The 22902-nt window shown below is 62.0% G+C and carries 28 protein-coding genes and 1 tRNA gene; 16 read left to right on the forward strand and 13 right to left on the reverse strand.

Annotated features, from left to right (window positions below; all coding sequences use genetic code 11):
• Nucleotides 1-180: 180 nt before the first annotated feature.
• The gene (locus AC1DUR_RS23405) at nt 181-744 is read left to right on the forward strand and encodes an OmpA family protein (protein WP_477719044.1); all 564 of its coding nucleotides are present in this window, start codon (nt 181-183) and stop codon (nt 742-744) included.
• Between the two features lie 132 nt (nt 745-876).
• On the opposite strand, the gene AC1DUR_RS23410 is transcribed toward AC1DUR_RS23405, so the two are convergent.
• Nucleotides 877-1746 carry a DMT family transporter gene (locus tag AC1DUR_RS23410; protein WP_477718846.1) on the reverse strand — a complete coding sequence of 290 codons (870 nt, stop codon included), beginning with the start codon at nt 1744-1746 and terminating at the stop codon, nt 877-879.
• Nucleotides 1747-1962: 216 nt separating this feature from the next.
• On the opposite strand from AC1DUR_RS23410, the gene AC1DUR_RS23415 reads away from it, so the two are divergent.
• Nucleotides 1963-2160: a hypothetical protein gene (locus AC1DUR_RS23415; RefSeq protein ID WP_477718847.1), complete on the forward strand. Its 198-nt coding sequence runs from the start codon at nt 1963-1965 to the stop codon at nt 2158-2160.
• Between the two features lie 154 nt (nt 2161-2314).
• Here the strand turns inward: AC1DUR_RS23415 and AC1DUR_RS23420 are convergent, their stop codons facing one another.
• The 7 genes from AC1DUR_RS23420 to AC1DUR_RS23450 form a co-directional block, all read right to left on the reverse strand.
• Nucleotides 2315-3040, reverse strand: a complete 726-nt coding sequence (locus tag AC1DUR_RS23420; protein WP_477718848.1) for a helix-turn-helix domain-containing protein — start codon at nt 3038-3040, stop codon at nt 2315-2317.
• A gap of 1 nt (nt 3041) precedes the next feature.
• Nucleotides 3042-4070 carry a lipoyl synthase gene (gene lipA / locus AC1DUR_RS23425; protein ID WP_477718849.1) on the reverse strand — a complete coding sequence of 343 codons (1029 nt, stop codon included), beginning with the start codon at nt 4068-4070 and terminating at the stop codon, nt 3042-3044.
• Nucleotides 4071-4168: 98 nt separating this feature from the next.
• On the reverse strand, nt 4169-4819 hold the full coding sequence (lipB, locus tag AC1DUR_RS23430; RefSeq protein WP_477719045.1) for a lipoyl(octanoyl) transferase LipB: 651 nt from the start codon (nt 4817-4819) through the stop codon (nt 4169-4171).
• A 142-nt stretch (nt 4820-4961) separates the two neighbouring features.
• Nucleotides 4962-5285: a YbeD family protein gene (locus tag AC1DUR_RS23435; RefSeq protein ID WP_477718850.1), complete on the reverse strand. Its 324-nt coding sequence runs from the start codon at nt 5283-5285 to the stop codon at nt 4962-4964.
• Nucleotides 5282-6184: a D-amino acid aminotransferase gene (locus AC1DUR_RS23440; RefSeq protein ID WP_477718851.1), complete on the reverse strand. Its 903-nt coding sequence runs from the start codon at nt 6182-6184 to the stop codon at nt 5282-5284. Before AC1DUR_RS23440 ends, AC1DUR_RS23435 begins: the two co-directional genes overlap by 4 nt.
• A gap of 125 nt (nt 6185-6309) precedes the next feature.
• Nucleotides 6310-6819: a DUF2062 domain-containing protein gene (locus AC1DUR_RS23445; protein WP_477718852.1), complete on the reverse strand. Its 510-nt coding sequence runs from the start codon at nt 6817-6819 to the stop codon at nt 6310-6312.
• A 66-nt stretch (nt 6820-6885) separates the two neighbouring features.
• A complete protein-coding gene (locus tag AC1DUR_RS23450) occupies nt 6886-7332 on the reverse strand; it encodes a CopD family protein (protein WP_477718853.1) in 447 nt (148 codons plus the stop codon).
• Between the two features lie 207 nt (nt 7333-7539).
• Between AC1DUR_RS23450 and AC1DUR_RS23455 the strand changes: the two genes are divergently transcribed.
• From AC1DUR_RS23455 to AC1DUR_RS23495, 9 genes are all read left to right on the forward strand, one after another.
• A complete protein-coding gene (locus AC1DUR_RS23455) occupies nt 7540-8061 on the forward strand; it encodes an ATP synthase subunit I (RefSeq protein ID WP_477718854.1) in 522 nt (173 codons plus the stop codon).
• 23 nt (nt 8062-8084) lie between these two features.
• Nucleotides 8085-8963, forward strand: coding sequence for a F0F1 ATP synthase subunit A (gene atpB, locus AC1DUR_RS23460; RefSeq protein WP_477718855.1), 879 nt, complete (start codon nt 8085-8087; stop codon nt 8961-8963).
• A 77-nt stretch (nt 8964-9040) separates the two neighbouring features.
• Nucleotides 9041-9289 (forward strand): F0F1 ATP synthase subunit C, encoded by a 249-nt coding sequence (atpE, locus tag AC1DUR_RS23465; RefSeq protein ID WP_477718856.1) that lies wholly within the window; start codon nt 9041-9043, stop codon nt 9287-9289.
• A 31-nt stretch (nt 9290-9320) separates the two neighbouring features.
• Nucleotides 9321-9791 carry a F0F1 ATP synthase subunit B gene (locus AC1DUR_RS23470; RefSeq protein WP_477718857.1) on the forward strand — a complete coding sequence of 157 codons (471 nt, stop codon included), beginning with the start codon at nt 9321-9323 and terminating at the stop codon, nt 9789-9791.
• Nucleotides 9792-9803: 12 nt separating this feature from the next.
• Nucleotides 9804-10334 carry a F0F1 ATP synthase subunit delta gene (locus AC1DUR_RS23475; RefSeq protein WP_477718858.1) on the forward strand — a complete coding sequence of 177 codons (531 nt, stop codon included), beginning with the start codon at nt 9804-9806 and terminating at the stop codon, nt 10332-10334.
• A 61-nt stretch (nt 10335-10395) separates the two neighbouring features.
• On the forward strand, nt 10396-11949 hold the full coding sequence (atpA, locus tag AC1DUR_RS23480; RefSeq protein WP_477718859.1) for a F0F1 ATP synthase subunit alpha: 1554 nt from the start codon (nt 10396-10398) through the stop codon (nt 11947-11949).
• Between the two features lie 53 nt (nt 11950-12002).
• On the forward strand, nt 12003-12869 hold the full coding sequence (gene atpG / locus AC1DUR_RS23485) for a F0F1 ATP synthase subunit gamma (RefSeq protein WP_477718860.1): 867 nt from the start codon (nt 12003-12005) through the stop codon (nt 12867-12869).
• Nucleotides 12870-12918: 49 nt separating this feature from the next.
• Nucleotides 12919-14322: a F0F1 ATP synthase subunit beta gene (gene atpD, locus AC1DUR_RS23490; protein ID WP_011481299.1), complete on the forward strand. Its 1404-nt coding sequence runs from the start codon at nt 12919-12921 to the stop codon at nt 14320-14322.
• A gap of 12 nt (nt 14323-14334) precedes the next feature.
• Complete coding sequence (locus tag AC1DUR_RS23495) at nt 14335-14751, forward strand: F0F1 ATP synthase subunit epsilon (protein WP_477718861.1); 417 nt, start codon at nt 14335-14337, stop codon at nt 14749-14751.
• Nucleotides 14752-15290: 539 nt separating this feature from the next.
• Here AC1DUR_RS23495 and AC1DUR_RS23500 read toward each other — a convergent pair.
• The 3 genes from AC1DUR_RS23500 to AC1DUR_RS23510 all read right to left on the reverse strand — a co-directional run bounded on the left by AC1DUR_RS23500 (nt 15291) and on the right by AC1DUR_RS23510 (nt 17398).
• Nucleotides 15291-15833, reverse strand: a complete 543-nt coding sequence (locus AC1DUR_RS23500) for a TPM domain-containing protein (RefSeq protein ID WP_477718862.1) — start codon at nt 15831-15833, stop codon at nt 15291-15293.
• A 4-nt stretch (nt 15834-15837) separates the two neighbouring features.
• Nucleotides 15838-16728 carry a TPM domain-containing protein gene (locus tag AC1DUR_RS23505; protein ID WP_477718863.1) on the reverse strand — a complete coding sequence of 297 codons (891 nt, stop codon included), beginning with the start codon at nt 16726-16728 and terminating at the stop codon, nt 15838-15840.
• A gap of 64 nt (nt 16729-16792) precedes the next feature.
• Entirely contained in the window at nt 16793-17398 is a 606-nt protein-coding gene (locus tag AC1DUR_RS23510) for a LemA family protein (protein WP_477718864.1), read from the reverse strand.
• 43 nt (nt 17399-17441) lie between these two features.
• On the opposite strand from AC1DUR_RS23510, the gene AC1DUR_RS23515 reads away from it, so the two are divergent.
• The 4 genes from AC1DUR_RS23515 (at nt 17442) to AC1DUR_RS23530 (ending at nt 20674) form a co-directional block, all read left to right on the forward strand.
• On the forward strand, nt 17442-18332 hold the full coding sequence (locus AC1DUR_RS23515) for a hypothetical protein (protein ID WP_477718865.1): 891 nt from the start codon (nt 17442-17444) through the stop codon (nt 18330-18332).
• 4 nt (nt 18333-18336) lie between these two features.
• Nucleotides 18337-18783: a YybH family protein gene (locus AC1DUR_RS23520; protein ID WP_477718866.1), complete on the forward strand. Its 447-nt coding sequence runs from the start codon at nt 18337-18339 to the stop codon at nt 18781-18783.
• Nucleotides 18784-19147: 364 nt separating this feature from the next.
• Entirely contained in the window at nt 19148-20059 is a 912-nt protein-coding gene (locus AC1DUR_RS23525) for a YheT family hydrolase (protein WP_477722247.1), read from the forward strand.
• 57 nt (nt 20060-20116) lie between these two features.
• Nucleotides 20117-20674 carry a DUF2946 family protein gene (locus AC1DUR_RS23530; protein ID WP_477718867.1) on the forward strand — a complete coding sequence of 186 codons (558 nt, stop codon included), beginning with the start codon at nt 20117-20119 and terminating at the stop codon, nt 20672-20674.
• Nucleotides 20675-20779: 105 nt separating this feature from the next.
• Here AC1DUR_RS23530 and AC1DUR_RS23535 read toward each other — a convergent pair whose 3' ends face one another.
• Nucleotides 20780-21646, reverse strand: coding sequence for a c-type cytochrome (locus AC1DUR_RS23535; RefSeq protein ID WP_477718868.1), 867 nt, complete (start codon nt 21644-21646; stop codon nt 20780-20782).
• Nucleotides 21647-21864: 218 nt separating this feature from the next.
• Here AC1DUR_RS23535 and AC1DUR_RS23540 point away from each other — a divergent pair.
• Nucleotides 21865-21940: transfer RNA gene (locus AC1DUR_RS23540), tRNA-Arg, on the forward strand.
• A gap of 216 nt (nt 21941-22156) precedes the next feature.
• Here AC1DUR_RS23540 and AC1DUR_RS23545 read toward each other — a convergent pair.
• Complete coding sequence (locus AC1DUR_RS23545) at nt 22157-22861, reverse strand: TetR/AcrR family transcriptional regulator (protein WP_477718869.1); 705 nt, start codon at nt 22859-22861, stop codon at nt 22157-22159.
• Nucleotides 22862-22902 lie beyond the last annotated feature (41 nt).

Genomic DNA, 22902 nt, shown 5'->3' on the forward strand with positions numbered 1-22902 from the left:
GACGACCAGCACCGCCTGTCGACCGAGAAATCGCGCGAAGCCTACCTGCAGCAGTTCGAGCTGGGCCAGCGCACGCTGCTGGACCTGCTGGACAGCCAGAACGAATACTTCCAGGCCAACCGCTCCTACGTCAACGCCAGCTACGACCAGATCATTGCGCAGGCGCGCACGCTGGCGGGCATGGGGCAGCTGGTGACGGCGCTCAACGTCAAGCGCGCCGATGTGCCCGGCGCCCAGGATGCGGGGCAGGACCGCTCCGGCATCGACCCGGCCGAGCTGTGCCCGCAGGATGAGACCGTGGTCGACACCATGGAGAAGATCAAGGCTGGAACAGTCATTCCACCGCGTGCGCGTGCGACCCCGACCTCCGCCGTGCAGCCGCTGCCCGGAAAGATCAGCCTGGCGGCCGATACGCTGTTTGACTTCGACAAAGCGACCATCAAGGCTGGTGGCACCGGCAAGCTTGACGCGCTGGTGGATCGCCTCAAGGCTGTCAACATCGACGTGGTGATCGCCGTGGGCCATACCGACTCCGTGGGCTCGGATGCCTACAACCAGCGTCTGTCGCTGGCACGCGCCGAGTCGGTCAAGGCCTACCTGGTGAGCAAAGGCGTGGATCGTCAGCGCATTCGTACCGAGGGACGCGGTGAAAGCCAGCCAGTGGCCGACAACGCCACCGCAGAAGGCCGCGCCAAGAACCGTCGCGTGGACATCGAAGTGGTGGAGCGGCCTGCTGCCAAGTAAGGTGCCAGCGGGCTGAACCTGGAACCTGGAAATTTGAACCGGGCAGGGAGGAGGGTGGTGATGGCGCTCAGCCGTCGCCACCCTTTATTTTTTATCCACTCGTGCGGCTTGTGGGGGCCTGACTTGCCTTGGCTATCTTGAGCGGGTGCCCAATACCGCAGCGCCCAAAATCATCGCGGCAGCAATGGCGATGGTGGCGGTTAGTGCCCTGCCACTGACCACCAGCAGCAAGGCGGTGGAACCCAGGGGCGTCAGGTAACTCAAGATGCCGATCTGCCGCGCATCACCGAGTTTGAGCGCCTTGTCCCACAGAAAAAACGCAGCACCCAGCGGGCCCAGTCCCATCACCGCCAGCAGCAGCCAGTCGCGCCCTGACAGCGCCACCTGCGGCTCCAGCGCCCAGTGGCACAACAGCGATAACAGGCCCGATACCAGGCCGAACAAACCAATCGCTGCGGTGGGAAATCTTTTGCCCGTCAACGCGGCACGCTTGGTTTGCAGCGAGTAGTTGGCCCATATGAAGGCGGATGCCAGCGCCAGCAGGTAACCCGGGCCAGCGCCCCAGCCGGCGTGGTTGAGCGCCATACCCGCCGGCTCGCGCCCGCCCAGGATGGCAAGGGCCGCGCCGGCAAAGCCCACCAACGCGGCCACGACATGGACGCCGCGCAGTTTGACACCGGGCAGGTACAGCGGTGCGAGCACCACAATCAACAAGGGCCAAAGGTAGTTGACCAAATTGACCTCGACGGCCGGCGCGATGCGCAGCCCTATGAACAGCAGGAAGTGAAAACCAAACAGGGTAAACACCCCCAGGCCGAGCGTGCTTGGCGCGACCCGCCATTGCCGCCGGTCTTTCACCACGTACGGCAAAGCCAGAACGCTGCCAATGATCAATGCGAGACCCGTGAGCAGGAAGGGCGGTACATGTTTGAGCGACACCCCGAGCGAGGCGAGCGCGGCCCATAAGGCGATTGCACCCAGTGCATATAAATTGGCTTGCATGGCCTCAAGGATAGAGGCAGCTGGCGCGCCCCATCGTCGCGCAAGCACGCTTTGCTGTTGCGCAACGACGGTTTTGGGGTGGATTCAGGGCGCAAACCCCGGTACGCCCGTGCTACATCCGGTAACAAGCTTCACGTTTGAGTTCACACCAGACACTTGGCCGGTATGTGACGGGATTGAAATGCTTGTGCAGGCAAGATTTTCAAGGAGAACCTTATGAAAAAACTCGCAGTGTTGTTGCTGGTACTGGCCGGTTTGTCGGGTTGTGTGGCTTACCCGGCTCATTACGATGAGGGGCGAGGCTATCGCTATCGCGACGGCGCATCCCAGGGCTATGGTGGTTATGGCGACCGGGACGGCGATGGTGTGCGCAATCGCAACGACCGCTATCCATACGATCCGCGTCGGTATTAGGTCGGTATCAGCGAGGCCTGCGCAAGCCCTCGCGGTCCGTGACCGCCCGGATTCGGGCGGTCTGCTGCGCTGTATTTTTGCCAATAGCGGGCTATTGGCTGCAAAACACGCCTGGTAGCCCGTCCCGACCGGCGCACCAAGAACTCGCGCGGACTTATGCAGCGCTTTCCAGGCCTTCAAGAGAGGGCCAATGCCGCCGCATCGCCGCCGTCAGCGCCGAGGGTGACTGGTAACCGCAGCGCAGGGCTGCCTCGACCACGCTGACACCGCTGGCGCGCAGCTGCCGGGCTTGCGCCAGACGCTGATGGCGCAGCCACTGCATCACGCTCTGTCCGGTTTCGCGGCGACAACGCGCCGCGAACTGGGTGGGACTTAAAAATACCTGCGCCGCCAGTTGCGCCACGCTCAACGGTTCATGCAAATGGCGCTGCGCCCAATGGGCAAGCTGCTGCCAATCTACAGGGCGTACGGGGCGTTGGCTATGCTGCGCCGTACCGAGCGAAGGCGTGCCCCAGGCATCCAGCAGCAAGGCCGGGCCGTAGTGCCGGGTCAGTGGGCCGGGTTGTTCAATGGTGTGCACCAGGTAGCGGGCCAGTGCCAGCGCCTGCTCGGGCCGGGCCGGTTGAGATGCGCAACGAGCCCAGCCCTTGTCGGCGGTGTCCAGCACCAGGCAGCGGCTACCTGAACGGGCTTCAAAATCATGGCGCTCGCCGGGTGCAATCACGCAGCCGTCACCCGTGCCAATGCGCTGGCCGTGGCCTTGCACTTCGAGTTCGAGCACACCATCCAGGCCCAGCAACACTTGAAAATGGGTATGCGCATGGCTGCCGTGTGAAGCGCCGTAGCGACGCAGCGACAGCGAGCCCTGCGGCGTGTTCATGTCAAAGGGTGACGCTGGCCGCGCTGTCTGCTTTTTCAGCCACGCCTGCGGCATGCGCCTGCTGGTCGGCGTGGTAGCTGGAGCGCACCATCGCACCCACGGCGGCGTGGGTAAAGCCCATTTTGTAGGCTTCCTCTTCAAACATCCTGAAGGTGTCGGGATGCACATAGCGGCGCACCGGCAGGTGGCTGGTCGACGGCGCCAGGTACTGGCCGATGGTCAGCATGTCGATGTTGTGCGTGCGCATGTCACGCATGACCTGCAAAATCTCTTCGTCGGTTTCACCCAGGCCGACCATGATGCCGCTCTTGGTGGGCACGTCGGGGTGCAGCGCCTTGAATTTCTTGAGCAGGTTCAGTGAAAACTGGTAGTCGCTCCCGGGACGCGCTTCCTTGTAGAGACGCGGCGCGGTTTCGAGGTTGTGGTTCATCACATCGGGTGGCGCCGCCTTCAAAATTTCGAGCGCGCGGTCGTCGCGGCCGCGGAAATCGGGCACCAGGATTTCGATGGTGGTGCCGGGCGACAGTTCACGAATCTTCTGGATGCATTCCACAAAATGGCCGCTGCCGCCGTCGCGCAGGTCGTCACGGTCCACGCTGGTGATCACGACGTATTTGAGCCTGAGTGCGGCAATGGTTTTGGCCAGGTTCTCGGGCTCATTCACGTCCAGCGGGTCGGGCCGGCCGTGGCCGACGTCACAGAACGGGCAGCGGCGCGTGCATTTGTCGCCCATGATCATGAAGGTGGCGGTGCCCTTGCCGAAACACTCGCCGATGTTGGGGCAACTGGCTTCTTCGCACACGGTGTTGAGCTTGTTTTCCCGCAGGATCTGCTTGATCTCGTAAAAGCGGGTGGTCGGGCTGCCGGCCTTGACGCGAATCCAGTCGGGTTTCTTCAGCACTTCGGCACGTTCGACCTTGACTGGAATGCGCGACAGCTTGGCCGCCGCCTTCTGCTTGGCCAGCGGGTTGTAGGTTTCCAGGGCCTGGACGTCGCGGACGACTGGATTGGTGGCTTCTGATGTGCTCATGTCGGGTGCCGTTTGCCCTGAGCCTGTCGAAGGGCTGGGTAATCCGCTGATGGCCGGCAGGAACCGGGGGCTTCGACAGGCTCAGCCCGAGCGGGGAATCAGGGTGCCAGATAGCTTGACAGCTTCTGCCCCAACACGTCCGCAGCCTCTTGCCACGTGACAGATACGCCGATTGTACGAAGGTCGACTGTTTTCAGCCCGGCATAGCCGCAGGGGTTGATGCGCGAGAAGGGTTCCAGGTCCATGGCCACATTGAGCGCCACGCCGTGGTAGGTGCAGTGGCGGCTGACCTTGATACCCAGCGCGGCGATCTTGCCGAGGCCGCGAAAAGGATTGGCCGGGTCCAGCGGCCCGGTCAGCGCGGCGTGGGAGGCCGGGTCGTCCAGCCGCACATAAATGCCGGGCGAGCCGGTGACGCGGTGCCCTGTGACGCCAAAATACAACAGAGTCCTGATGACCGACTCCTCGATCCGGTAGACGTATTCCTTGACGTAGTAGCCGGCGCGCTTGAGGTCGATCAGCGGGTAAGCCACCACTTGGCCCGGACCGTGAAAAGTCACCTGCCCGCCGCGGTTGGTCTGCACCACCGGGATGTCACCCGGGTTCAGGATATGATCGCTTTTGCCCGCCAGGCCCTGCGTATAGACCGGTGGATGCTCACAAATCCATAGCTGATCACCCGAATCATTGGGCTGCAATGGGCTTTCGCGTGAATGTTCCAGGTTGCGCGCAGCCGTGAAAGCCTGCATGGCTTCATAGGTGGGCAAGTAGTCCACCCGGCCCAGGCGGCGGATCAACACGGTACGGCCGCCGCGCCGGGCCGCCCCAAGCAAGGCCAGCCCCCTCGGGGGGCAGCGACCCGCGCAGCGGCGAAGCGTGGGGGCAGCATTTTTAGAGCACCACTTTGACCATGGGATGGGTGGACAGTGTCCGGTAAAGCTCGTCCAGCTGCTCGCGACTGGTGGCGGTCACCGTGATGGTGACGCCCAGGTATTTGCCGCCCTTGCTTTCGCGCAGCTCGATGGTGGTGGCGTCAAACCCGGGGTCGAACTGGCGGGCCACGGCGGTGATCGCGGCCACCAGCCCATCGACTTTCACGCCCATGACCTTGATGGGAAAGAGGGACGGGTAGTCGATCAGCGACTCCTGTCGCGGTGCGGGCTCGGGCGTGGCTTTCGGTGGGGTTGTCGGCGGGTGTTTCGGTGAAGTCGTCATGTGGATTGCTCTCGTTTGGCCTGCTGGTATGCAGCGTACAAGCTGGCATAGATGGGGCCGGGCCGGCCGTTTCCAACGGGTTGGCCGTCCAGCCGCGTGACCGGCAGCACTTCCTTGGTGGCCGATGACAGCAGCAGTTCGTCGGCCGCCAGCACCTCGGCGCGCGTGATGCGCCGCAGCTCAAACCCCAGCCCCAGGGCGCGGCACATTTCCTCCATCAGGCCATAACGGATGCCTTCGAGCACCAGCTGGTCCTTGGGCGGCCCCATCACCTTGCCGTTCTTGACGACCCAGACGTTGCTCGAGGCCGCTTCGCTCAGGTAGTCGTCACGAAACATCACGGTTTCGACCGCGCCGGCGTCCACGCTGATCTGGCGCGAAAACACTGCACCCAGCAGACTGACGCTCTTGATGTGGGCCTTTTCCCAACGGAAGTCGTCTGCGGTCACGCAGGCCACGCCTTCTTCACGCTGCTGTGGGCTGGGCAGCTTCAAGGCGTTGGTCATGACGAAGACTGTGGGCGTCAGGCCGGGCAGCATGGGGTGGTCGCGCATGGCCACGCCGCGGGTGACCTGGATGTAGATCAGCTGATTGCCTTTCTCCATATCGGCCGGCATGAACTGGGCGTAAGACGCCATCAGTTTGAGCGTGAGTTCGCGCCACTCGGCATGCGTCATGGGGTTGGCGATGCGCAGTTCTGCCAGGCTGCGGTCCAGCCGCGCCATGTGCTGCTCAAAGCGAAACAGCTTGCCCGCGTAGGCCGGCACCACTTCATACACGCCGTCACCGAAGATGAAGCCGCGGTCCAGCACGCTGATCTTGGCGTCTTTGAGGCTGGTGAACTCACCGTTGAGGTAACACGGTGTGTCGGGCAGGGCGTTGGCGGGAGGGGACGTCATGGTGATTGGGGAGAAGGAGAAATAGAACTAAGAGAAGGAAGAGAAGGAAGAGAAGAAAGAGAAGAAGGACAAATCGAAGGGCGTATTGCAAGCATGTGGGAGGGTGTGCAGGCAGCGCCCATTTTCTACCGATGGCGGCGCTTGAACCAGACACGCAGGCGCCAGACGAGTTTGACCAGCATGTAGCCCGTTATCGAGCCACCCACCGCAAAGATGCCCATGCCCAGAATGGCCGGGGCGCCAAAGGCCGTCAGCCAAGCCAGCACGCCGGCACCCTCCGCCACGGGCGGCGGGGGCGGGGCGTGCAGCAACAGGCTGCCCACCCGGTAGGCCAGCCAGAGCCAAAAGCCTATGGTGAAGGGGTTGGTGATCAGCGTGGCGCCTGCCGCCACCGGAATATTGGCGCGCCACCAGACGCTGTGGGCCGCCGCCACCACAAATTGCGCGAACGGAATGGCGAAGGCCCAGAAGATGCCAATGGCCACACCACGGGCCACTGATTCGTGGTGAGGGCGCCACAGCTGGGGGTCCAGCACCCGGTGGGCGATCGGTTTGAGCCAGGGGTGGGCCGACAGCGTTTCGCGGGTAGGCAGGGATGCCTTCACCCGGCCTGCCAGGCTTGTGCGCCGAGACACCGTGCTCTTATTCGCTCTCACGGCAAGGCTTGGAAAAAAAACTGGTCAACGCTGGTCCTCTTCATATCAGGCCAGGAAGATGACAGCGGCGATGGCCAGGACGCCCAATGCCAGGTTGGTCATGGCGAGCGTGGCGATCTGTCCGACGCGACGGCCGCCTTCAGGCCAGTTCGAATCGCCGAGGGCCTGTTTCATGCGGCGAAAGGGGCCGAAATAAAGATGGCCAAACAGTGCGAACATCAGCAGCCCGATGCCGAGCATCAGGTGCCAGCCAACCGGCGCGTTTTTCATGCCAACGCCCAGCAGCATGGCCAGGCCGCTCAGGAGCAGAACGCCGATGGCGGGCCATACCACCCTGAAAAACCGGTGCAGGACTTGCGCAATCAGCGGCAGCCGCTGGGGTGGCGCCATCAGTTCCGCCGCGGCAGGGCGCAAGGCAAACAGCATGAAACTCACGCCACCCAGCCAGGTGATGGCGGCAAGGACATGGAGAAATTTCATCAGGGCGTGCATGGCAGGACTTCTTTCATGAATGAGGCGGACGACCATGGGGTGGGAGGCCAAAACATCGATTGTGGCCCACCCGGCAGCGCACTTGAACAGGCGTGTCAATTGCCTTTAATTCAGATTCAAATTTCGGGTTTTGTCGGCGCGGTGGGGTTTCTACGTATAATCAAGGGCTTTGCTGGCAACGGCCCTGTAACCCTACCGTAATTTGTGATGTCCAAAATAGCAAATTCGGCCGCCGATTCCGAAGTTCGGAGTTCTGCGAAGGATGTGGGGGAGATTGATGAAGATGGTGCGGGCGGCGAGGGTTTCAAGCCCTTGACGCGCGAAGAAGCCCAAAAGCTTCGTGAGGCGAAGCCTTCTGTCTCTCCGTGGGCGGTATTGGCGGGGCAGCTGATGGCCGGTGTTCTGGTGGCGTGTGTTGCCTGGGTGCTGACCGGAAGGCAAGGTGCAGGCTGGTCGGCGTTGTATGGCGCGCTGGCGGTGGTGGTGCCGGGTGCCCTGTTCGCACGCGGCCTGACCAGCAAGGTGTCTTCCATGAGTCCGGGTGCTGCGGTCGTTGGATTTTTTTTGTGGGAAATGGTCAAGATTGGCCTGACGGTGGCGATGTTGTTTGCCGCCCCCCGCATGGTTTCGGATTTGAGCTGGCCAGCCCTGCTGGTCGGTTTGGTGGTAACGATGAAGGTGGTCTGGCTGGTGCTTTGGTTCCAGTCCCGATCGAACAGATTAGCCTAGTCAATATTAAGAAGAGTTGAGTGATGAGTTCTGAAGCCACTTTAGCTACTACTGCCCATGGCCCGACGGCCGGTGAATACATCGGCCACCACCTGACGCATTGGCAAAACAAGCCCATGAGCGGCGTCATCGACTTTTCGGTGTACAACCTCGACTCCATTTTCTGGGCGGTGCTGCTGGGCGTCGTCGGCAGCCTCTTCATGTGGCTGGCTGCACGGTCGGCAACCGCCGGTATCCCGGGGCGCTTTCAGGCTGCCGTGGAAATTCTGGTGGAAATGGTTGATACCCAGGCCCGCGGCATCATCAAAAACACCCACAGCCGCAAGCTGGTTGCGCCATTGGCGCTGAGCGTCTTTGTCTGGATTTTCCTGATGAACGCGATGGACCTGCTGCCCGTGGATCTGCTGCCCAAGATCTGGGCGGGGATTTATGGTGCTGCCGGTCATGATGCACACCACGCCTACATGCGGGTTGTGCCCACGGCCGATCTTTCCACCACGCTGGGTCTGTCTGTCTCTGTCTTGCTGGTCTGCATTGCCTACAACATCAAGATCAAGGGTGCGGGCGGCTGGGTGCATGAGCTTTTCACGGCGCCGTTTGGCAGCCACCCGGTACTCTGGCCGGTCAACTTCCTGATGCAAATGATCGAATTCGCGGCCAAGACGGTTTCGCATGGCATGCGACTGTTTGGCAACATGTATGCCGGCGAATTGGTGTTCATGCTGATTGCGCTCATGGGCGGCGCTGCTGCGGCATCGCTGTCGGGCGTTCTGCTGCCGGTCGGCCAAATCCTGGCCGGTACCGTCTGGGCCATTTTCCACATTCTGATCATCACCCTGCAGGCCTTCATTTTCATGATGCTGGCGCTGGTGTATGTCGGCCAGGCTCACGATCACCACTGAGTTTTTCGGTCTGCTTTCCTTTTCCCGTTTCTCTTTTTCTTTTGTTTGTTAGTTAATTAAATCCATAGGAGCTTTAAATGGAACACGTTCTCGGTCTCGTCGCTTTGGCCGCTGGCCTGATTATTGGCCTGGGCGCTGTCGGCGCATGTATCGGCATCGGCATCATGGGCAGCAAATACCTCGAAGCTGCTGCCCGCCAGCCTGAGCTGATGAATGAACTGCAAACCAAGATGTTCCTGCTCGCAGGTCTGATCGACGCCGCTTTCCTGATCGGCGTGGGTATCGCGATGATGTTCGCGTTTGCCAATCCTTTTGTGCTGAAGTAATCATCACAACATTCGACAGAAAGGCGTTGCCGTGAGTATTAATGCAACCCTGTTCGTCCAGGCGATTGTTTTCGCGATCCTGGTGTGGTTCACAATGAAATTTGTGTGGCCGCCCATTACGAAAGCGCTGGACGAGCGTGCCCAAAAAATCGCTGACGGCCTCGCCGCTGCCGACAAGGCCAAATCCGAACTCTCCGTGGCCAACAAGCGCGTGGAAGAAGAGCTGGCCAAGTCGCGCAACGAATCGGCAGTGCGCCTGGCCGAGGCCGAGCGCCGTGGCCAGGCCCTGATCGAAGAAGCCAAAGCCAAGGCAACCGAAGAGGGCGGCAAGATCATTGCCGCCGCCAAGGTTGAAGCCGAGCAGCAAACCGTCAAGGCCCGCGAGACCCTGCGTGAGCAGGTGGCTGCACTGGCCGTCAAGGGTGCCGAGCAGATTCTGCGCAAGGAAGTCAATGCCGGTGTGCACGCTGACTTGCTGGGCCGCCTGAAGACCGAACTTTAAGCGAGTATATACATGGCCGAACTAGCCACCATTGCCCGTCCCTACGCTGAAGCGCTGTTCAAGGCGTCTGGTTCTGACCTGGGCGCTACAGCCGCCTGGCTCGATGAGCTGGCTGCCATTGCCGCCAACGTGCAATTGCAGCAGTTTGCCGGCAATCCCAGCGTCTCGGCGGCTCAGACCTTTGATGTGATCACGGGCGTTGCCAAAAACCAGCTGCCCGACGCTGCAAAGAATTTCCTGCGCACCGTCATCGACAACGGCCGCATCAGCGTCCTGCCGGAAATTGCCGCCCAGTTTCGCGTGCTGAAAAATGCGCAGAGCGGTTCCTCCGATGCCACGGTATACAGCGCATTTCCGCTGAACGATTCGGGATTGGCTGATCTGGCCGCAACGCTGGAAAAGCGCTTCGGCCGCAAGCTCAACCTCAAGGTGGAGCTGGAGCCGGCCCTGATTGGCGGCGTACGTGTCGTGGTGGGTGACGAGGTGCTGGACACCTCGGTGAAAGCCCGTTTAGAGCAAATGAAAGTGGCGCTGATTTCTTGAGCTGGCGTTTTCGCGCATTCCCCAAGTCTTTAGCCAACAACCTAGAAAGAAGGAAAGAGTCATGCAACTCAATCCCGCAGAAATTTCTGAACTGATCAAGAGCCGTATCGAAGGCCTGACTGTCAGTGCCGACATTCGCAACCAGGGCACCGTGGTCTCGGTGACCGACGGTATTGTCCGCATCCACGGTCTGTCCGATGTGATGCAGGGCGAGATGCTGGAATTCCCCGCAACCGCCGACGGCACGCCCACTTACGGCCTGGCGCTGAACCTTGAGCGTGACTCTGTCGGCTCCGTGATTCTGGGCGAATACGAACACATCGCCGAAGGCGACACCGTCAAGTGCACGGGCCGCATTCTGGAAGTGCCGGTCGGTCCCGAGCTGCTGGGTCGCGTGGTCAACGCGCTGGGCCAGCCGATCGACGGCAAGGGTCCGATCAACGCCAAGATGACTGACGTGATTGAAAAGGTCGCCCCGGGCGTGATTGCCCGTAAATCGGTCGACCAGCCCCTGCAGACCGGCCTGAAGTCCATCGACTCCATGGTTCCTGTCGGCCGCGGCCAGCGCGAGCTGATCATTGGCGACCGCCAGACCGGCAAGACCGCTGTGGCCATTGACGCCATCATCAACCAGAAGGGCAAAGGCGTTTCATGCGTCTATGTCGCAATTGGTCAAAAAGCTTCGTCAATCAAGAACGTGGTGCGCTCGCTGGAGCAGGCCGGCGCCATGGACTACACCATCGTGGTGGCAGCCTCGGCTTCCGAATCGGCGGCCATGCAATATGTGAGCGCCTACTCCGGCTGCACGATGGGCGAGTACTTCCGCGATCGCGGCGAAGACGCACTGATCGTGTATGACGACCTGTCCAAACAGGCCGTGGCTTACCGCCAGGTTTCCCTGCTGCTGCGCCGCCCACCCGGCCGCGAAGCCTACCCTGGCGACGTGTTCTATCTGCACAGCCGTCTGCTCGAACGCGCAGCCCGCGTGAACGAGAAGTATGTTGAAGACTTCACCAAGGGCGCCGTCAAGGGCAAGACCGGTTCGCTGACCGCGCTGCCGATCATTGAAACGCAAGCCGGTGACGTGTCCGCCTTCGTTCCGACCAACGTGATTTCGATCACCGACGGTCAGATCTTCCTGGAAACCAGCCTGTTCAACGCCGGTATCCGTCCCGCTATTAACGCTGGTATCTCGGTGTCCCGCGTCGGCGGTGCTGCCCAGACCAAGCTGATCAAGAACCTGTCCGGTGGTATCCGTACCGACCTGGCCCAGTACCGTGAACTGGCTGCCTTCGCGCAGTTTGCTTCCGATCTGGACGAAGCCACCCGCAAGCAGCTGGACCGCGGTGCCCGCGTGACCGAACTGCTCAAACAGGCGCAGTACTCGCCTTTGTCCATCTCCAACATGGCCGCCACGCTGTTCGCCGTGAACAAGGGCTTCATGGACGACGTGGAAGTCAAGAAGGTCCTGGCTTTCGAGCACGGCCTGCATGCCTTCCTGAAGGACAAGAACGCTGCGTTGATGGCCAAGCTCGAAGCCAACAAAGCCATGGACAAGGATGCCGAGGCCGAGTTGAACACGGCGGTCGCTGCGTTCAAGAAGTCGTTTGCCTGAGCCTGCCCTGAACAGCAAGCTCCACAAACCATCAGGAACCCTTAGGACCAACTATGGCAGCAGGCAAGGAAATACGCGGCAAGATCAAATCGGTGGAAAACACCAAAAAGATCACCAAAGCCATGGAAATGGTGGCGGCCTCCAAAATGCGCAAGGCGCAGGAACGGATGCGCGCGGCCCGTCCTTACAGTGACAAGATCCGCAACATCGCAGCCAACCTGAGTCAGGCCAACCCCGAATACACCCATGCCTTCATGGAGTCCAATGACGCCAAGGCCACCGGGTTTATCGTGGTGACGACTGACAAGGGCCTGTGCGGCGGTTTGAACACCAATGTACTCCGGGCGGTCACCAGCAAGCTCAAGGATCTGCAGGCTGCAGGACATGATGCGCTGGCCGTGGCCATTGGCAACAAGGGCCTGGGCTTCCTCAATCGGGTCGGCGCCAAAGTGGTGTCGCATGCCACCCAGCTGGGTGACAAGCCGCACCTCGAGAAACTGATCGGCCCCGTCAAGGTGCTGCTCGACGCCTACAGCGAAGGCAAGATCAATGCGGTGTACCTGTGCTACACCAAATTCATCAACACCATGCGCCAGGAACCGGTGGTGGAACAGTTGCTGCCGTTGACGGCGGCTCATCTGCAGGCCGACAAGGACCAGCATGGCTGGGACTATATCTACGAGCCGGACGCGCAGACCGTGATTGACGACCTGCTGCTCCGCTATGTGGAGGCGCTGATTTACCAGGCCGTGGCCGAAAACATGGCGTCCGAGCAGTCGGCACGCATGGTGGCCATGAAGGCTGCAACCGACAACGCCGGCAGTGTCATTGGCGAACTCAAGCTGATCTACAACAAAACGCGTCAAGCGGCGATCACGAAAGAACTTTCGGAAATCGTTGCCGGTGCTGCCGCGGTTTAAACCGCCGCACCCGATTTAAAGATTTAAAGAAACGGAAAAGGATTCAATCATGGCTCAGGCTCAAGGCAAGATTGTTCAGTGTATTGGTGCGGTGGTGGACGTGGAGTTTGCGCGTGACCAGATGCCCAAGATTTATGACGCGCTCAAGATGGAAGGCTCCGCGCTGACGCTGGAAGTCCAGCAGCAGCTGGGTGACGGGATTGTGCGTACGATTGCGCTGGGCACGTCCGACGGCCTGCGCCGCGGCAACACGGTGTACAACACCGGCGCCAACATCACGGTTCCCGTGGGCAAGGCCACGCTTGGCCGCATCATGGACGTGCTGGGTGCGCCGATTGACGAGCGCGGTCCGGTTGACCAGACCCTGACGGCCCCGATTCACCGCAAAGCCCCGGCTTACGATGAACTGAGCCCCTCGCAGGAACTGCTGGAAACCGGCATCAAGGTGATTGACCTGGTGTGCCCGTTCGCCAAGGGCGGCAAGGTGGGCCTGTTCGGCGGCGCCGGCGTCGGCAAGACCGTGAACATGATGGAACTGATCAACAACATCGCCAAGGCGCACTCGGGCCTGTCCGTGTTTGCCGGTGTGGGCGAGCGTACCCGTGAAGGCAACGACTTCTACCACGAGATGGCCGATTCCGGCGTGGTGAACCTCGAGAACCTCGGCGAGTCAAAAGTGGCCATGGTGTACGGCCAGATGAACGAGCCCCCAGGCAACCGTCTGCGCGTGGCGCTGACCGGCCTGACGATCGCCGAGTCCTTCCGTGACGAAGGCCGCGACGTGCTGTTCTTCGTGGACAACATCTACCGCTACACGCTGGCGGGTACCGAAGTGTCCGCGCTGCTGGGCCGCATGCCTTCCGCCGTGGGCTACCAGCCAACGCTGGCCGAGGAAATGGGTCGCCTGCAAGAGCGTATTACCTCCACCAAGGTCGGTTCCATCACGTCCATCCAGGCCGTTTACGTGCCGGCGGATGACTTGACCGACCCCTCGCCTGCCACGACCTTTGCCCACCTGGACTCCACCGTGGTGCTGAGCCGTGACATCGCCTCGCTGGGTATCTACCCCGCCGTGGACCCGCTGGATTCGACCAGCCGCCAGCTCGACCCCAACGTGGTGGGTGAAGATCACTACGCCACTGCCCGTGCAGTGCAGGGCACGCTGCAGCGTTACAAGGAACTGCGCGACATTATTGCGATTCTGGGCATGGACGAACTGGCCCCTGAAGACAAGCTGGCCGTGGCCCGCGCCCGCAAGATCCAGCGTTTCCTGTCGCAGCCCTTCCACGTGGCTGAAGTGTTCACCGGCTCGCCCGGCAAGTACGTCAGCCTGGCCGAAACCATTCGCGGCTTCAAGATGATTGTGGCTGGCGAGTGCGATCACCTGCCAGAGCAGGCTTTCTACATGGTCGGCACCATTGACGAAGCGTTTGAAAAAGCGAAAAAAGTTTAACGGGCGGTTCATATGACTACCATCCACGTCGACGTCGTCAGCGCAGAAGAGTCCATCTTCTCCGGTGAAGCCAGGTTTGTGGCTTTACCCGGTGAGGCCGGCGAGCTGGGTATTTACCCGCGCCACACGCCGCTGATCACCCGCATCAAGCCGGGTGCCGTGCGCATTGAAAAAGAGGATGGCACGGAAGAGTTTGTGTTTGTGGCCGGTGGCCTGCTGGAAGTGCAGCCCAATTGCGTGACGGTCTTGAGCGACACCGCCATTCGCGGCAAGGACCTGGACGAGACCAAGGCCAGCGAAGCCAAGGCAGCCGCGGAAGAGGCACTGAAAAACGCCAGAAGCGACATTGACATCGCCATGGCCCAGTCTGAACTCACCGTCATGGCCGCCCAGATTGCCGCACTGCGCAAATACCGCCAGAAGAAGTAAAGGCATGGAGCAGGCCTGGCCTGCTGCGCCGGCTCCCTTGATGGAGCGTACGAGCCCCTCCCGCAAGGTGAGGGGCTTTTTCATGGTCACCTGCCGCCCGCCACCTGGCCTAGGCGCTGGTGGCCGTAAGTGCGTGAAGACAAAACGGCTGCAGCCGTTGCTTTTCTGATTGGCGTGCTATCAAATCAGGAGCTGATGTCGTTCTGCGCGATGATCGTTTGTGCAGCGCTTGCAAGCGCGGGTAACAACTGGATACCTAAACTGACAACATCTCACGCTACTGCGCCTTATCGTCTGACGGGGCTCCAAACTTGTCGACGAGGTGATACATATGGACAGTACATTGGACAGCCTGGCGTGGGTAGAACGGCTTTCACCCCGGCGCAAGGCAAGGCGTTCGCGCAAGATATGGTTACGGCGAGCAGCGCTGGCGTTGACTGCGCTGTTTGTTCTGGGTGTGCTGTTCTCCGGTTGAACGGGTCCGGTGACGGCTCGCCCCACCGGGGTGGCAGTGTTCGTCCTGAGCTCCCGGCGCAAGCTTACTGCAGCAGGGGAGTGTCGGGCAGCTCGTTCGCTTGGCCGGATGCGCCGTTCTGCGTGGCATCCAGCGCAAAGTGCGCTATCAGTACGGCCGAGGTTTCTTCCAGCGCCTGGGTCAGCCCGTCTTCGTAGCGCTTTTCCCGGAACGCACGGGCCATGCGCTCCACCATTTCCTGCCACTGGGCCGCGCTCACATGCCGCGCCACGCCGCGGTCTGCCACGATTTCAATGGCATGCTCGGCCAGCAAGACATAAATCAGCACACCGTTATTGTGTTCGGTGTCCCAGACGCGCAGCTTGCCAAACAGGGTGAGCGCTCGCTGCCGCGTCAGGCTGCGGATGGGCTGCTGTCGGTTCAGCCGCCACAGATAGCTGAGGGGCAGCGACGCTTCCACGCAAATGCGAATCTCGCCGCTGTGGTGGCGCTCGCTGGCGGCCACCCGTTGTGTCACGCGCTGCAGCATGTCGGGCGGGATGGCACGCCGGGCGTCCGACGCGTCCAGCCACAGGTGCCTGATAAGGGTTGTGAGCTTGCTCTGCATGGCCTTACCAGTCACCCGAGGCGCCACCGCCTCCAAAGTCTCCACCACCACCGCTGCTGAAGCCGCCGCCGCTGCTGCCGCCCCAACTGCCACCGCCACCACCCCCAAAGCCTCCCGTGGTGCCCGGGCCACCCCAGCGGGAAGAACGGCTCCCCCGGCCCAGGGAGCCCAGGCTTGCAAACAGGGCGAATACCAGGCCGACCAGCGCGGCGATGCCGGCGACAACCAAGCTGCTGGTGAAGATCCAGGCCAGCACGCCAACCACCCCACCGGTGGCCACCGAGCCGGCCTTGCGGCCCAGCACACTGGCGATGATGCGGGCGCCAATGGGCACCGCAAAAAACAGGAAGATGGCCAGATCCATCCAGTCAAAGCCGCTGTCTTGCGGGCGGCCAGCGCTCCGGCTTTCTGGCGTCGGCAGGCTTTCACTGCTGATGCGCGTCATGATCTGGTCGGCGGCGGCACTCAGACCTCCCGCAAAATCTCCCTGCCTGAAGCGCGGGGTAATGGCGCTCTCGATGATCTGGCGCGCCGCCAGATCGGGAATGGCGCCTTCCAGCGCTTTGGTGGTTTCAATGCGGACCTTGCGGTCGTTCTTCGCGACCACCAGCAGGAGGCCATCACCGACATCCTTGCGCCCGATCTTCCAGGTGTCACCCACCCGCTGGGCGTAGGCGGCGATGTCTTCGGGCTGGGTGGTCGGCACGATCAGCATCACCACCTGGGCGCCACGCGCCTGCTCAAAGGCCGCCAGCTTGGCCTCAAGCGCTGCGCGTTGGGTCGCATCCAGCGTGCCGGTGCTGTCCATGACATGGGCCGTCAGGGCCGGCACCGCCTGCACGCTTTGCGCCCACGCGGCCAGCGGTAGCCAGGCGGCCAGCAGCACGCCCAGCATCAGAAGGGCGCCGCCCCGACATGGAAAACCCGCAAAACGACGCACGGCCAATCCGGGGTACTGCTTATTTCTTGAAGTCAACCACCGGTGGCGTGGAAATCTGTGCCTCGTTCTGCACGTTGAAGTTGGGTTTGACGTTGTAACTGAACACCATGGCCGTCAGGTTGCTGGGGAAGCTGCGTGTCAGCACGTTGTACTCCTGCACAGTCTGGATGTAGCGATTGCGCGCCACGGTAATGCGGTTCTCCGTGCCCTCCAGCTGTACCCGCAAATCGCGAAAACCCTGGTTGGCCTTGAGCTCGGGATAGCGCTCGCTGACCACCATCAGCCGGCTGAGTGCGCTGCCGAGTTCGCCTTGCGCTGCCTGGAATTTGTTGAAGGCCGCCGGGTCGTTCAGCGTTTCGGGTGTGACCTGAATGGAGGTGGCCTTGGCCCGCGCTTCTATCACCTTGGTCAGCGTGTCTTGCTCGAAGGCGGCTTCGCCCTTGACCGTGGCCACAATATTGGGCACCAGGTCAGCGCGGCGCTGGTACTGGTTCAGCACCTCGGACCAGGCGGATTTGGTCTGCTCATCCAGGCGCTGGAAGTCGTTGTAGCCGCAACCGGTGAGCAGCGCGCTCAGTGCGGCCGCCAGCATCCAACCGGTGAAACTAAAAATACGGGATTTCATGGAAGGGCCTCCAAAATACAAGCCGCAACACTAACATAGTCGAATGTCGTCAACTCCTTTCGCGCCTCGCAACACCTTGCCGGTGGGCAACCCGCTGCAGGCGCTACAGGCATCGCTGCACCCGCCCGCATCCTCCCAGCCCGCCAGGCCCCGGCTGCTCGTGGTCGGGGCCGCCGGCGTGCTGGGCAGCGAGGTCTTGCGTCGCCTCGTGGGCAGTGGCCGTTTTGCGCATACCGAAGTGCTCGTTTCCGAGGCCATGGTCACCGGCCTGCCTGCAGTGGGTATTGCGCTGGCCGCTCCCCTGCCGATTGAGCAGTGGCCCGCCAGACCGCAGCCGGCGCACACCGGCCTGGTCATGTTCGAGCCGCCCCGGCTTTACTACGGACGTGAACGCACGCTCTGGACGCCAGCCCCCGAGCAGTTGCCGGCGCTGGCCCGCTGGCTCAAGCGCTGCGGCGTACAAACTCTGGTGATCGTGGTGCCGCACGCGTCGGGGCGCCTGCCCGATGCGCTCAAACGCGGCCTCGCCAATCTCGATGAGCAGGCCGTTGCTGCACTCGGCTTTGAGCGCATGCTGCTGGTGCGCTCGGCCCGCAAGGCAGAAGCGCCGGCGGTTTCGGGTCTGCTGGAGAAGACTGCGGGCTGGATGCTCTCCACCCTGAAGTACATGATCCCGGCGAGTGAGCAGCCGGTGCGCCCGGCCAAGCTGGCCGAGTTCGTGGATGCTGCCTTGCGGGTGTTGCCCCCGGGCACGCATGTGGCTGCGCCGGAACTGCTGTGGCAGGCCGGCCAGAGCAGCAGCACCGGCCAAAGCGCCGGCCAGGCCCGGAGCATGCAGGGCGTGGTTCAGGCCTGGCTTGCTGCAGGGCACAATCCCAAGCAGAACTCAGCACCGGATTCAACGCCGGCTCTCCATCGCTCATCGTCTGATTGACTCCATGCCCAAACCCAAAGTCCCGCCCGCCAGCAACGGCAACGCCGACGATATCGAGGCAGCTTTTTACGAAGCATTGCAAAGCGGCGACATCGAAAAACTCATGGCCTGCTGGGGCGATGAGGATGACATCATTTGCATACACCCCGGCGGCGCGCGACTGGTGGGTGCCGCCGCCATACGCGCCACGTTTGACGCCATGTTTTCCAATGGCAGCATTCAGGCTCACGCCATCAAGGTGCGCAAGCTGGAAACCATGAGCGCCAGTGTGCACAGTGTGCTGGAGCGCATTGATGTGCTCACCAATGAAGGCCCCCGCCACGCCTATGTGATTGCCACCAACGTGTATCACAAGACCGCGCAAGGCTGGCGGCTGGTTGCTCACCATGCCAGCCCGGGCACGCCGCGCGAAATGCAGGAAGTCTCTGACATCCCGCCCGTTCTTCATTGAGGGGGCCGCAGCGATGAATTACTCAGCGCCCTGGTGGCTTCCAGGCGGCAATCTCCAGACCATCTGGGCCGCAGTGCATTCCCGCCGCTTCCTGGGACCGCCGCCGCAGTTCCGCCGCGAGCGCTGGACCACGCCTGATGACGATTTTGTGGATGTGGACTGGCTGGTGAGTAACGCCCCCACGCTCCCCGCTGTGGGTGGTTTGCTGCTCTCCGAGGGCACTGGCCCTGATGGGGTCGGCCCGGCGCTGTGGCCGTCCCCGCCGATACCAGCGAGCGCAAGCATCCCGGTGCAAGAAGCGGTGAGTGCAGGAGCCGCACAATTTGCCGCCGGGCCGCCCCAAGGAAAATTAGCCCCCGAGGGGCTGGAGCCTGCGGCTCCAAGCCTGCTTGAGCAGGTTTGGACAGGCGACAGAGGCGAAGCGTCTGGCGAGCCGCGGCCTGCAAGGCCTCGCGAATTACACGCAGTGAAGAACGTGGGGGCTCCATTGCTGGTCGTGTTTCATGGCCTCGAGGGCTCTTCGGCCAGCCACTATGCCGAGGCCTTTGCCGATGTGGCCCGCAGCCACGGCTGGGCCTGCGCCGTGCCGCATTTCCGCGGTTGCTCGGGCGAGCTCAACCTGGCGCCGCGCGCCTACCACTCGGGCGATTTCGCCGAGATCGACTGGATACTCAGGCGCTTTGCCGCGCAGCACGCCGGGCCGGTCATGGCCGTGGGCATCTCGCTGGGCGGCAATGCCCTGATGCGCTGGGCTGGCGAGTGGGGTGCCGAGGCCCGGCAAGTCGTCGCGGGCATTGCCTCCGTCTGCTCGCCGCTGGATCTGGCGGCCAGCGGCTGGGCCATAGGCCGGGGGTTCAATCGTCAGGTGTACACCCGCATGTTCCTCAAAACCATGATACCCAAGGCACTTCAAAAGCTGGAGCAGCACCCTGGGCTCTTCGATCGCCAGAAATTGCTGGCGGCCCGTGACCTGTATGCCTTTGACAATGTGTTCACCGCGCCGCTCCATGGGTTCAGGAACACGGAAGACTATTGGACGCGGGCCTCGGCCAAGCCGCATCTGTACAAGATAGGCGTGCCGGCGCTGGTCCTGAATGCGCTGAACGACCCGTTTATTCCTGTCAGCAGCCTGCCCCAGGCCGCGGAGGTGAGCAGTCATGTCACCCTCTGGCGTCCTGCCGAGGGCGGCCATGTGGGCTTCCCTTCGGCGCCCTTTCCCGGGCATGTGCGCGTCATGCCGGAAGCGGTTGCCGCCTTTCTGGCCACGCAGCTTTAACCCTGCGCGCATCAAGCGGTATGGGCAAAGCAGGCTGGCACAGCGCAAAATAGCCGTATGGATGACATTGTTCGCCAGGCTATCGCCAAATGGCCCAACGTTCCCAACTGCTACGGCTGGCTTGGGCTGGATGCGCGTGGCAACTGGTACATGCGCGACGACAAGGCCCAGGCCGCCGGTCCTTTTGCTTCCGCAGGGGCGGCAGGTAACCTGGCCGGCAAAGGCTCGCTGCTCAAGCACGACAAGCTCATCGACTTTATCCAGCGCAACTACGAAAGCGATGCCGGCGGCCAGTGGTTTTTCCAGAACGGCCCGCAGCGCGTCTATGTGGAACTGGAAGCCACGCCGCTGATCTGGCGCATTGATGTGGTGCCAGGCTTTGCGGTCACGGCGCACACCGGCCAGCCGGCCCGGGTCCAGCGCTGTATCGTGGACGAGCATGGCCGCTTGTATCTCGAAACTGATCTGGGCTTCGGCCTGGTCCATACGCAGGACATGGCTTGCGCAGCCGATGCGGTGGAGCAGGGCCTGTGGGTACCCGAGGAGCTGCCCACGCACGACTTGCCGGTGCGGTTCGGCTATGTACGCAGTCCGCAGTTGCTGCAAAAAAAGTAGCTGGCGGTGCATGCTCCATACGGCTGCCACCCTCTTTTCCCATAAATAAAAAAGCCGGTCAGTGACCGGCTTTTTGATGGGGTAGCAACAGCGCTGTTGTGCGGGCTACTTGGCGGCGTTGACCATGTATTCAACCGCCGAGCGGATGTCGGCGTCAGCGGCGGTGGATCCGCCTTTGGGAGGCATGGCACCCTTGCCCTTGATGGCGCTGGCCGTCAGGGCGTCCAGGCCGGTCTTGATGCGGGGTGCCCAGGCTGCCTTGTCGCCGAATTTCGGCGCGTTGGCCACACCTGCGGCATGGCAGGCCACGCAAGCCTGCTTGTACAGCGCTTCGCCGGCGCCCGCTGCAGCCGGTGCGTTGCCAGCAGCCGCCTGCGCGGGTTTGTTGGCGGCTGCCAGGGCTGCCACCACGGAAGCCGGTGGGGCCGCTGCAGCTTCCGCGGTTGATGCGGGGGCTGCTGCCGCAGGGGCGGCGGGTTCTGCAAATTTGCCGCCGGCGGCAGCTGTCATGTACACCACGGCACGGCCAACTTCGACGTCTTCGAAGTCGCCACCGCCCTGTGCGCCCATGGCGCCTTTGCCTTTGAGGGCAGAATTCCAGAGCGCTGCAAAACCACTTTGGATGCGCGGTGCCCAGGCAGCCGCGTCGCCAAACTTGGGAGCCCCGGCCGCACCCGCGGCGTGGCAAGCGACACATTGCGCCTTGTAGACTTCTTCGCCGGACTTGAGGGGGCGGTTGGCATCACGGATTTCAACCGTGCCAACTTTCTGGATGCGCTGCGCAACGGCTTTTTCGACATCGACCGCGCCGGCCAACGGCTTGTTGGCGGAGGTCACGTAGTAAACCAGCCCGATGATGGCAAAAATGGGAACAACGAAAGAGAAAAAAACCGCCGCCAGCAGTTGCTGTGGGGTTTTGATCGGACCGGTGTGGGCTTCTTCGTGGGCCGTAGTGTGATCGTTAGCGCTCATGGCGTCCTCAAAAAACTAAAAATCGGGGGCTATCGCGGGCTGATGAAGGCGTCTGCTCAGCAACCTCGCATTATAGCCGGGGGTGCTCTAAATCCCGGACCGGCGGTGCATCGCTGATAGAATCAGGTGCACTGTGCGGCGGGAATCATGCGCACAGCGCAGAGATTCCAGGGTTCGCAAATGTCGTGAACCCCTGGTTCTCGTCATTCTCCAGCGTTGCGGCTGTAGCTCAGTGGATAGAGTATTGGCCTCCGAAGCCAAGGGTCGTGGGTTCGATCCCCGCCAGCCGCACCAAAACCCCTTTTGAACCTACGTAAGATATTGATATGTATGGTTCTTCAGGTGCATCAAAGCGCCTACCTCGGCGGGCTATTCAATGTGGCGTACGCGATCGCCCGCGCCATAGCCTCAGATGCAATTGCGACGCTGCTAAATGCTTTCATTGCATTGCGGGCGAAGTCGTCAGAAATCGAGTCGGCCTTGAATAATCCATTGACGGGGACATCGGCATCAAGCAGGTAGTCCCTTCGCCCATTGGGTCACAGCCTCACTCGTTTGCGCGTCACGTCCGACCGCCAGTAGTTCAATGAAAAGCACAAATGCATCGCGGACGGCCACCGGCGCAGAAGCGTGGCGAAGGTCCCACTCCGGAAAATGTCCGTCAACGCCCATGCGTGAAAGTCCGTAGACGAGCGCTCGGCCGAGTAATTGCAGCGCTGGTAGCCGCGCGAGCGCGCTGGGCGTGTCCTCGAACGCCTCCTCCAGCAATGCCTGCATACGGGCGCGGATCGCGTCGTTGTGCAAGGCCAGACGCGCGGGAGCATCGGCATCGAGCAGATGGCGCTGACTCACGACCTGGAAATGCGTAGGATGACGCGCGGCCCATTCCAGATAGGCCTCTCCAATGGCTGCGAAACGCAGCAGTGCAGGCTTGCCCGCGCTATTGGCAATGCCCAATTCCACCTGCGCGTGAAGACGCTCCGTGGCTTGCTCTGCAACGGCGGTCAGCAATGCAGCCTTGGTAGGAAAGTGGCGAAACGGGGCGCCGGGAGAGACGCCGGCCTTCTTCGCGGCTTCGCGCACGCTCAGGTTCTCCACGCCGTGCGCCTCGATGAGTTCCAGTGCGGCTGCCACCAATGCTTCGCGCAGGCTGCCATGGTGATAGCTGCCACGGGAAACGGGGTCGCCATTTTGGGAGGGAGCGGGAGGCGTCATTCTGGGGTCGGTCCAAGTCAATGTAATCGCCGCTTATTTTA

The sequence above is a fragment of the Polaromonas sp. P4_F4 genome (genome assembly GCF_056401355.1).

Coding starts and splice junctions, on each gene's coding strand:
- AC1DUR_RS23435 (WP_477718850.1), bottom strand. CDS start 5,285: ATGACGACTTCACCGAAACACCCGCCGACAACCCCACCGAAAGCCACG.
- AC1DUR_RS23420 (WP_477718848.1), bottom strand. CDS start 3,040: ATGAACACGCCGCAGGGCTCGCTGTCGCTGCGTCGCTACGGCGCTTCA.
- AC1DUR_RS23530 (WP_477718867.1), top strand. CDS start 20,117: ATGGATGACATTGTTCGCCAGGCTATCGCCAAATGGCCCAACGTTCCC.
- AC1DUR_RS23515 (WP_477718865.1), top strand. CDS start 17,442: ATGTCGTCAACTCCTTTCGCGCCTCGCAACACCTTGCCGGTGGGCAAC.
- AC1DUR_RS23475 (WP_477718858.1), top strand. CDS start 9,804: ATGGCCGAACTAGCCACCATTGCCCGTCCCTACGCTGAAGCGCTGTTC.
- AC1DUR_RS23505 (WP_477718863.1), bottom strand. CDS start 16,728: ATGCTGGGCGTGCTGCTGGCCGCCTGGCTACCGCTGGCCGCGTGGGCG.
- AC1DUR_RS23405 (WP_477719044.1), top strand. CDS start 181: ATGGGGCAGCTGGTGACGGCGCTCAACGTCAAGCGCGCCGATGTGCCC.
- AC1DUR_RS23545 (WP_477718869.1), bottom strand. CDS start 22,861: ATGACGCCTCCCGCTCCCTCCCAAAATGGCGACCCCGTTTCCCGTGGC.
- AC1DUR_RS23410 (WP_477718846.1), bottom strand. CDS start 1,746: ATGCAAGCCAATTTATATGCACTGGGTGCAATCGCCTTATGGGCCGCG.
- lipA (WP_477718849.1), bottom strand. CDS start 4,070: ATGAGCACATCAGAAGCCACCAATCCAGTCGTCCGCGACGTCCAGGCC.
- AC1DUR_RS23495 (WP_477718861.1), top strand. CDS start 14,335: ATGACTACCATCCACGTCGACGTCGTCAGCGCAGAAGAGTCCATCTTC.
- atpE (WP_477718856.1), top strand. CDS start 9,041: ATGGAACACGTTCTCGGTCTCGTCGCTTTGGCCGCTGGCCTGATTATT.
- AC1DUR_RS23415 (WP_477718847.1), top strand. CDS start 1,963: ATGAAAAAACTCGCAGTGTTGTTGCTGGTACTGGCCGGTTTGTCGGGT.
- AC1DUR_RS23535 (WP_477718868.1), bottom strand. CDS start 21,646: ATGAGCGCTAACGATCACACTACGGCCCACGAAGAAGCCCACACCGGT.
- atpD (WP_011481299.1), top strand. CDS start 12,919: ATGGCTCAGGCTCAAGGCAAGATTGTTCAGTGTATTGGTGCGGTGGTG.
- AC1DUR_RS23450 (WP_477718853.1), bottom strand. CDS start 7,332: ATGCACGCCCTGATGAAATTTCTCCATGTCCTTGCCGCCATCACCTGG.
- atpA (WP_477718859.1), top strand. CDS start 10,396: ATGCAACTCAATCCCGCAGAAATTTCTGAACTGATCAAGAGCCGTATC.
- AC1DUR_RS23520 (WP_477718866.1), top strand. CDS start 18,337: ATGCCCAAACCCAAAGTCCCGCCCGCCAGCAACGGCAACGCCGACGAT.
- AC1DUR_RS23455 (WP_477718854.1), top strand. CDS start 7,540: ATGTCCAAAATAGCAAATTCGGCCGCCGATTCCGAAGTTCGGAGTTCT.
- atpG (WP_477718860.1), top strand. CDS start 12,003: ATGGCAGCAGGCAAGGAAATACGCGGCAAGATCAAATCGGTGGAAAAC.
- AC1DUR_RS23510 (WP_477718864.1), bottom strand. CDS start 17,398: ATGAAATCCCGTATTTTTAGTTTCACCGGTTGGATGCTGGCGGCCGCA.
- AC1DUR_RS23500 (WP_477718862.1), bottom strand. CDS start 15,833: ATGCAGAGCAAGCTCACAACCCTTATCAGGCACCTGTGGCTGGACGCG.
- lipB (WP_477719045.1), bottom strand. CDS start 4,819: ATGCAGGCTTTCACGGCTGCGCGCAACCTGGAACATTCACGCGAAAGC.
- atpB (WP_477718855.1), top strand. CDS start 8,085: ATGAGTTCTGAAGCCACTTTAGCTACTACTGCCCATGGCCCGACGGCC.
- AC1DUR_RS23440 (WP_477718851.1), bottom strand. CDS start 6,184: ATGACGTCCCCTCCCGCCAACGCCCTGCCCGACACACCGTGTTACCTC.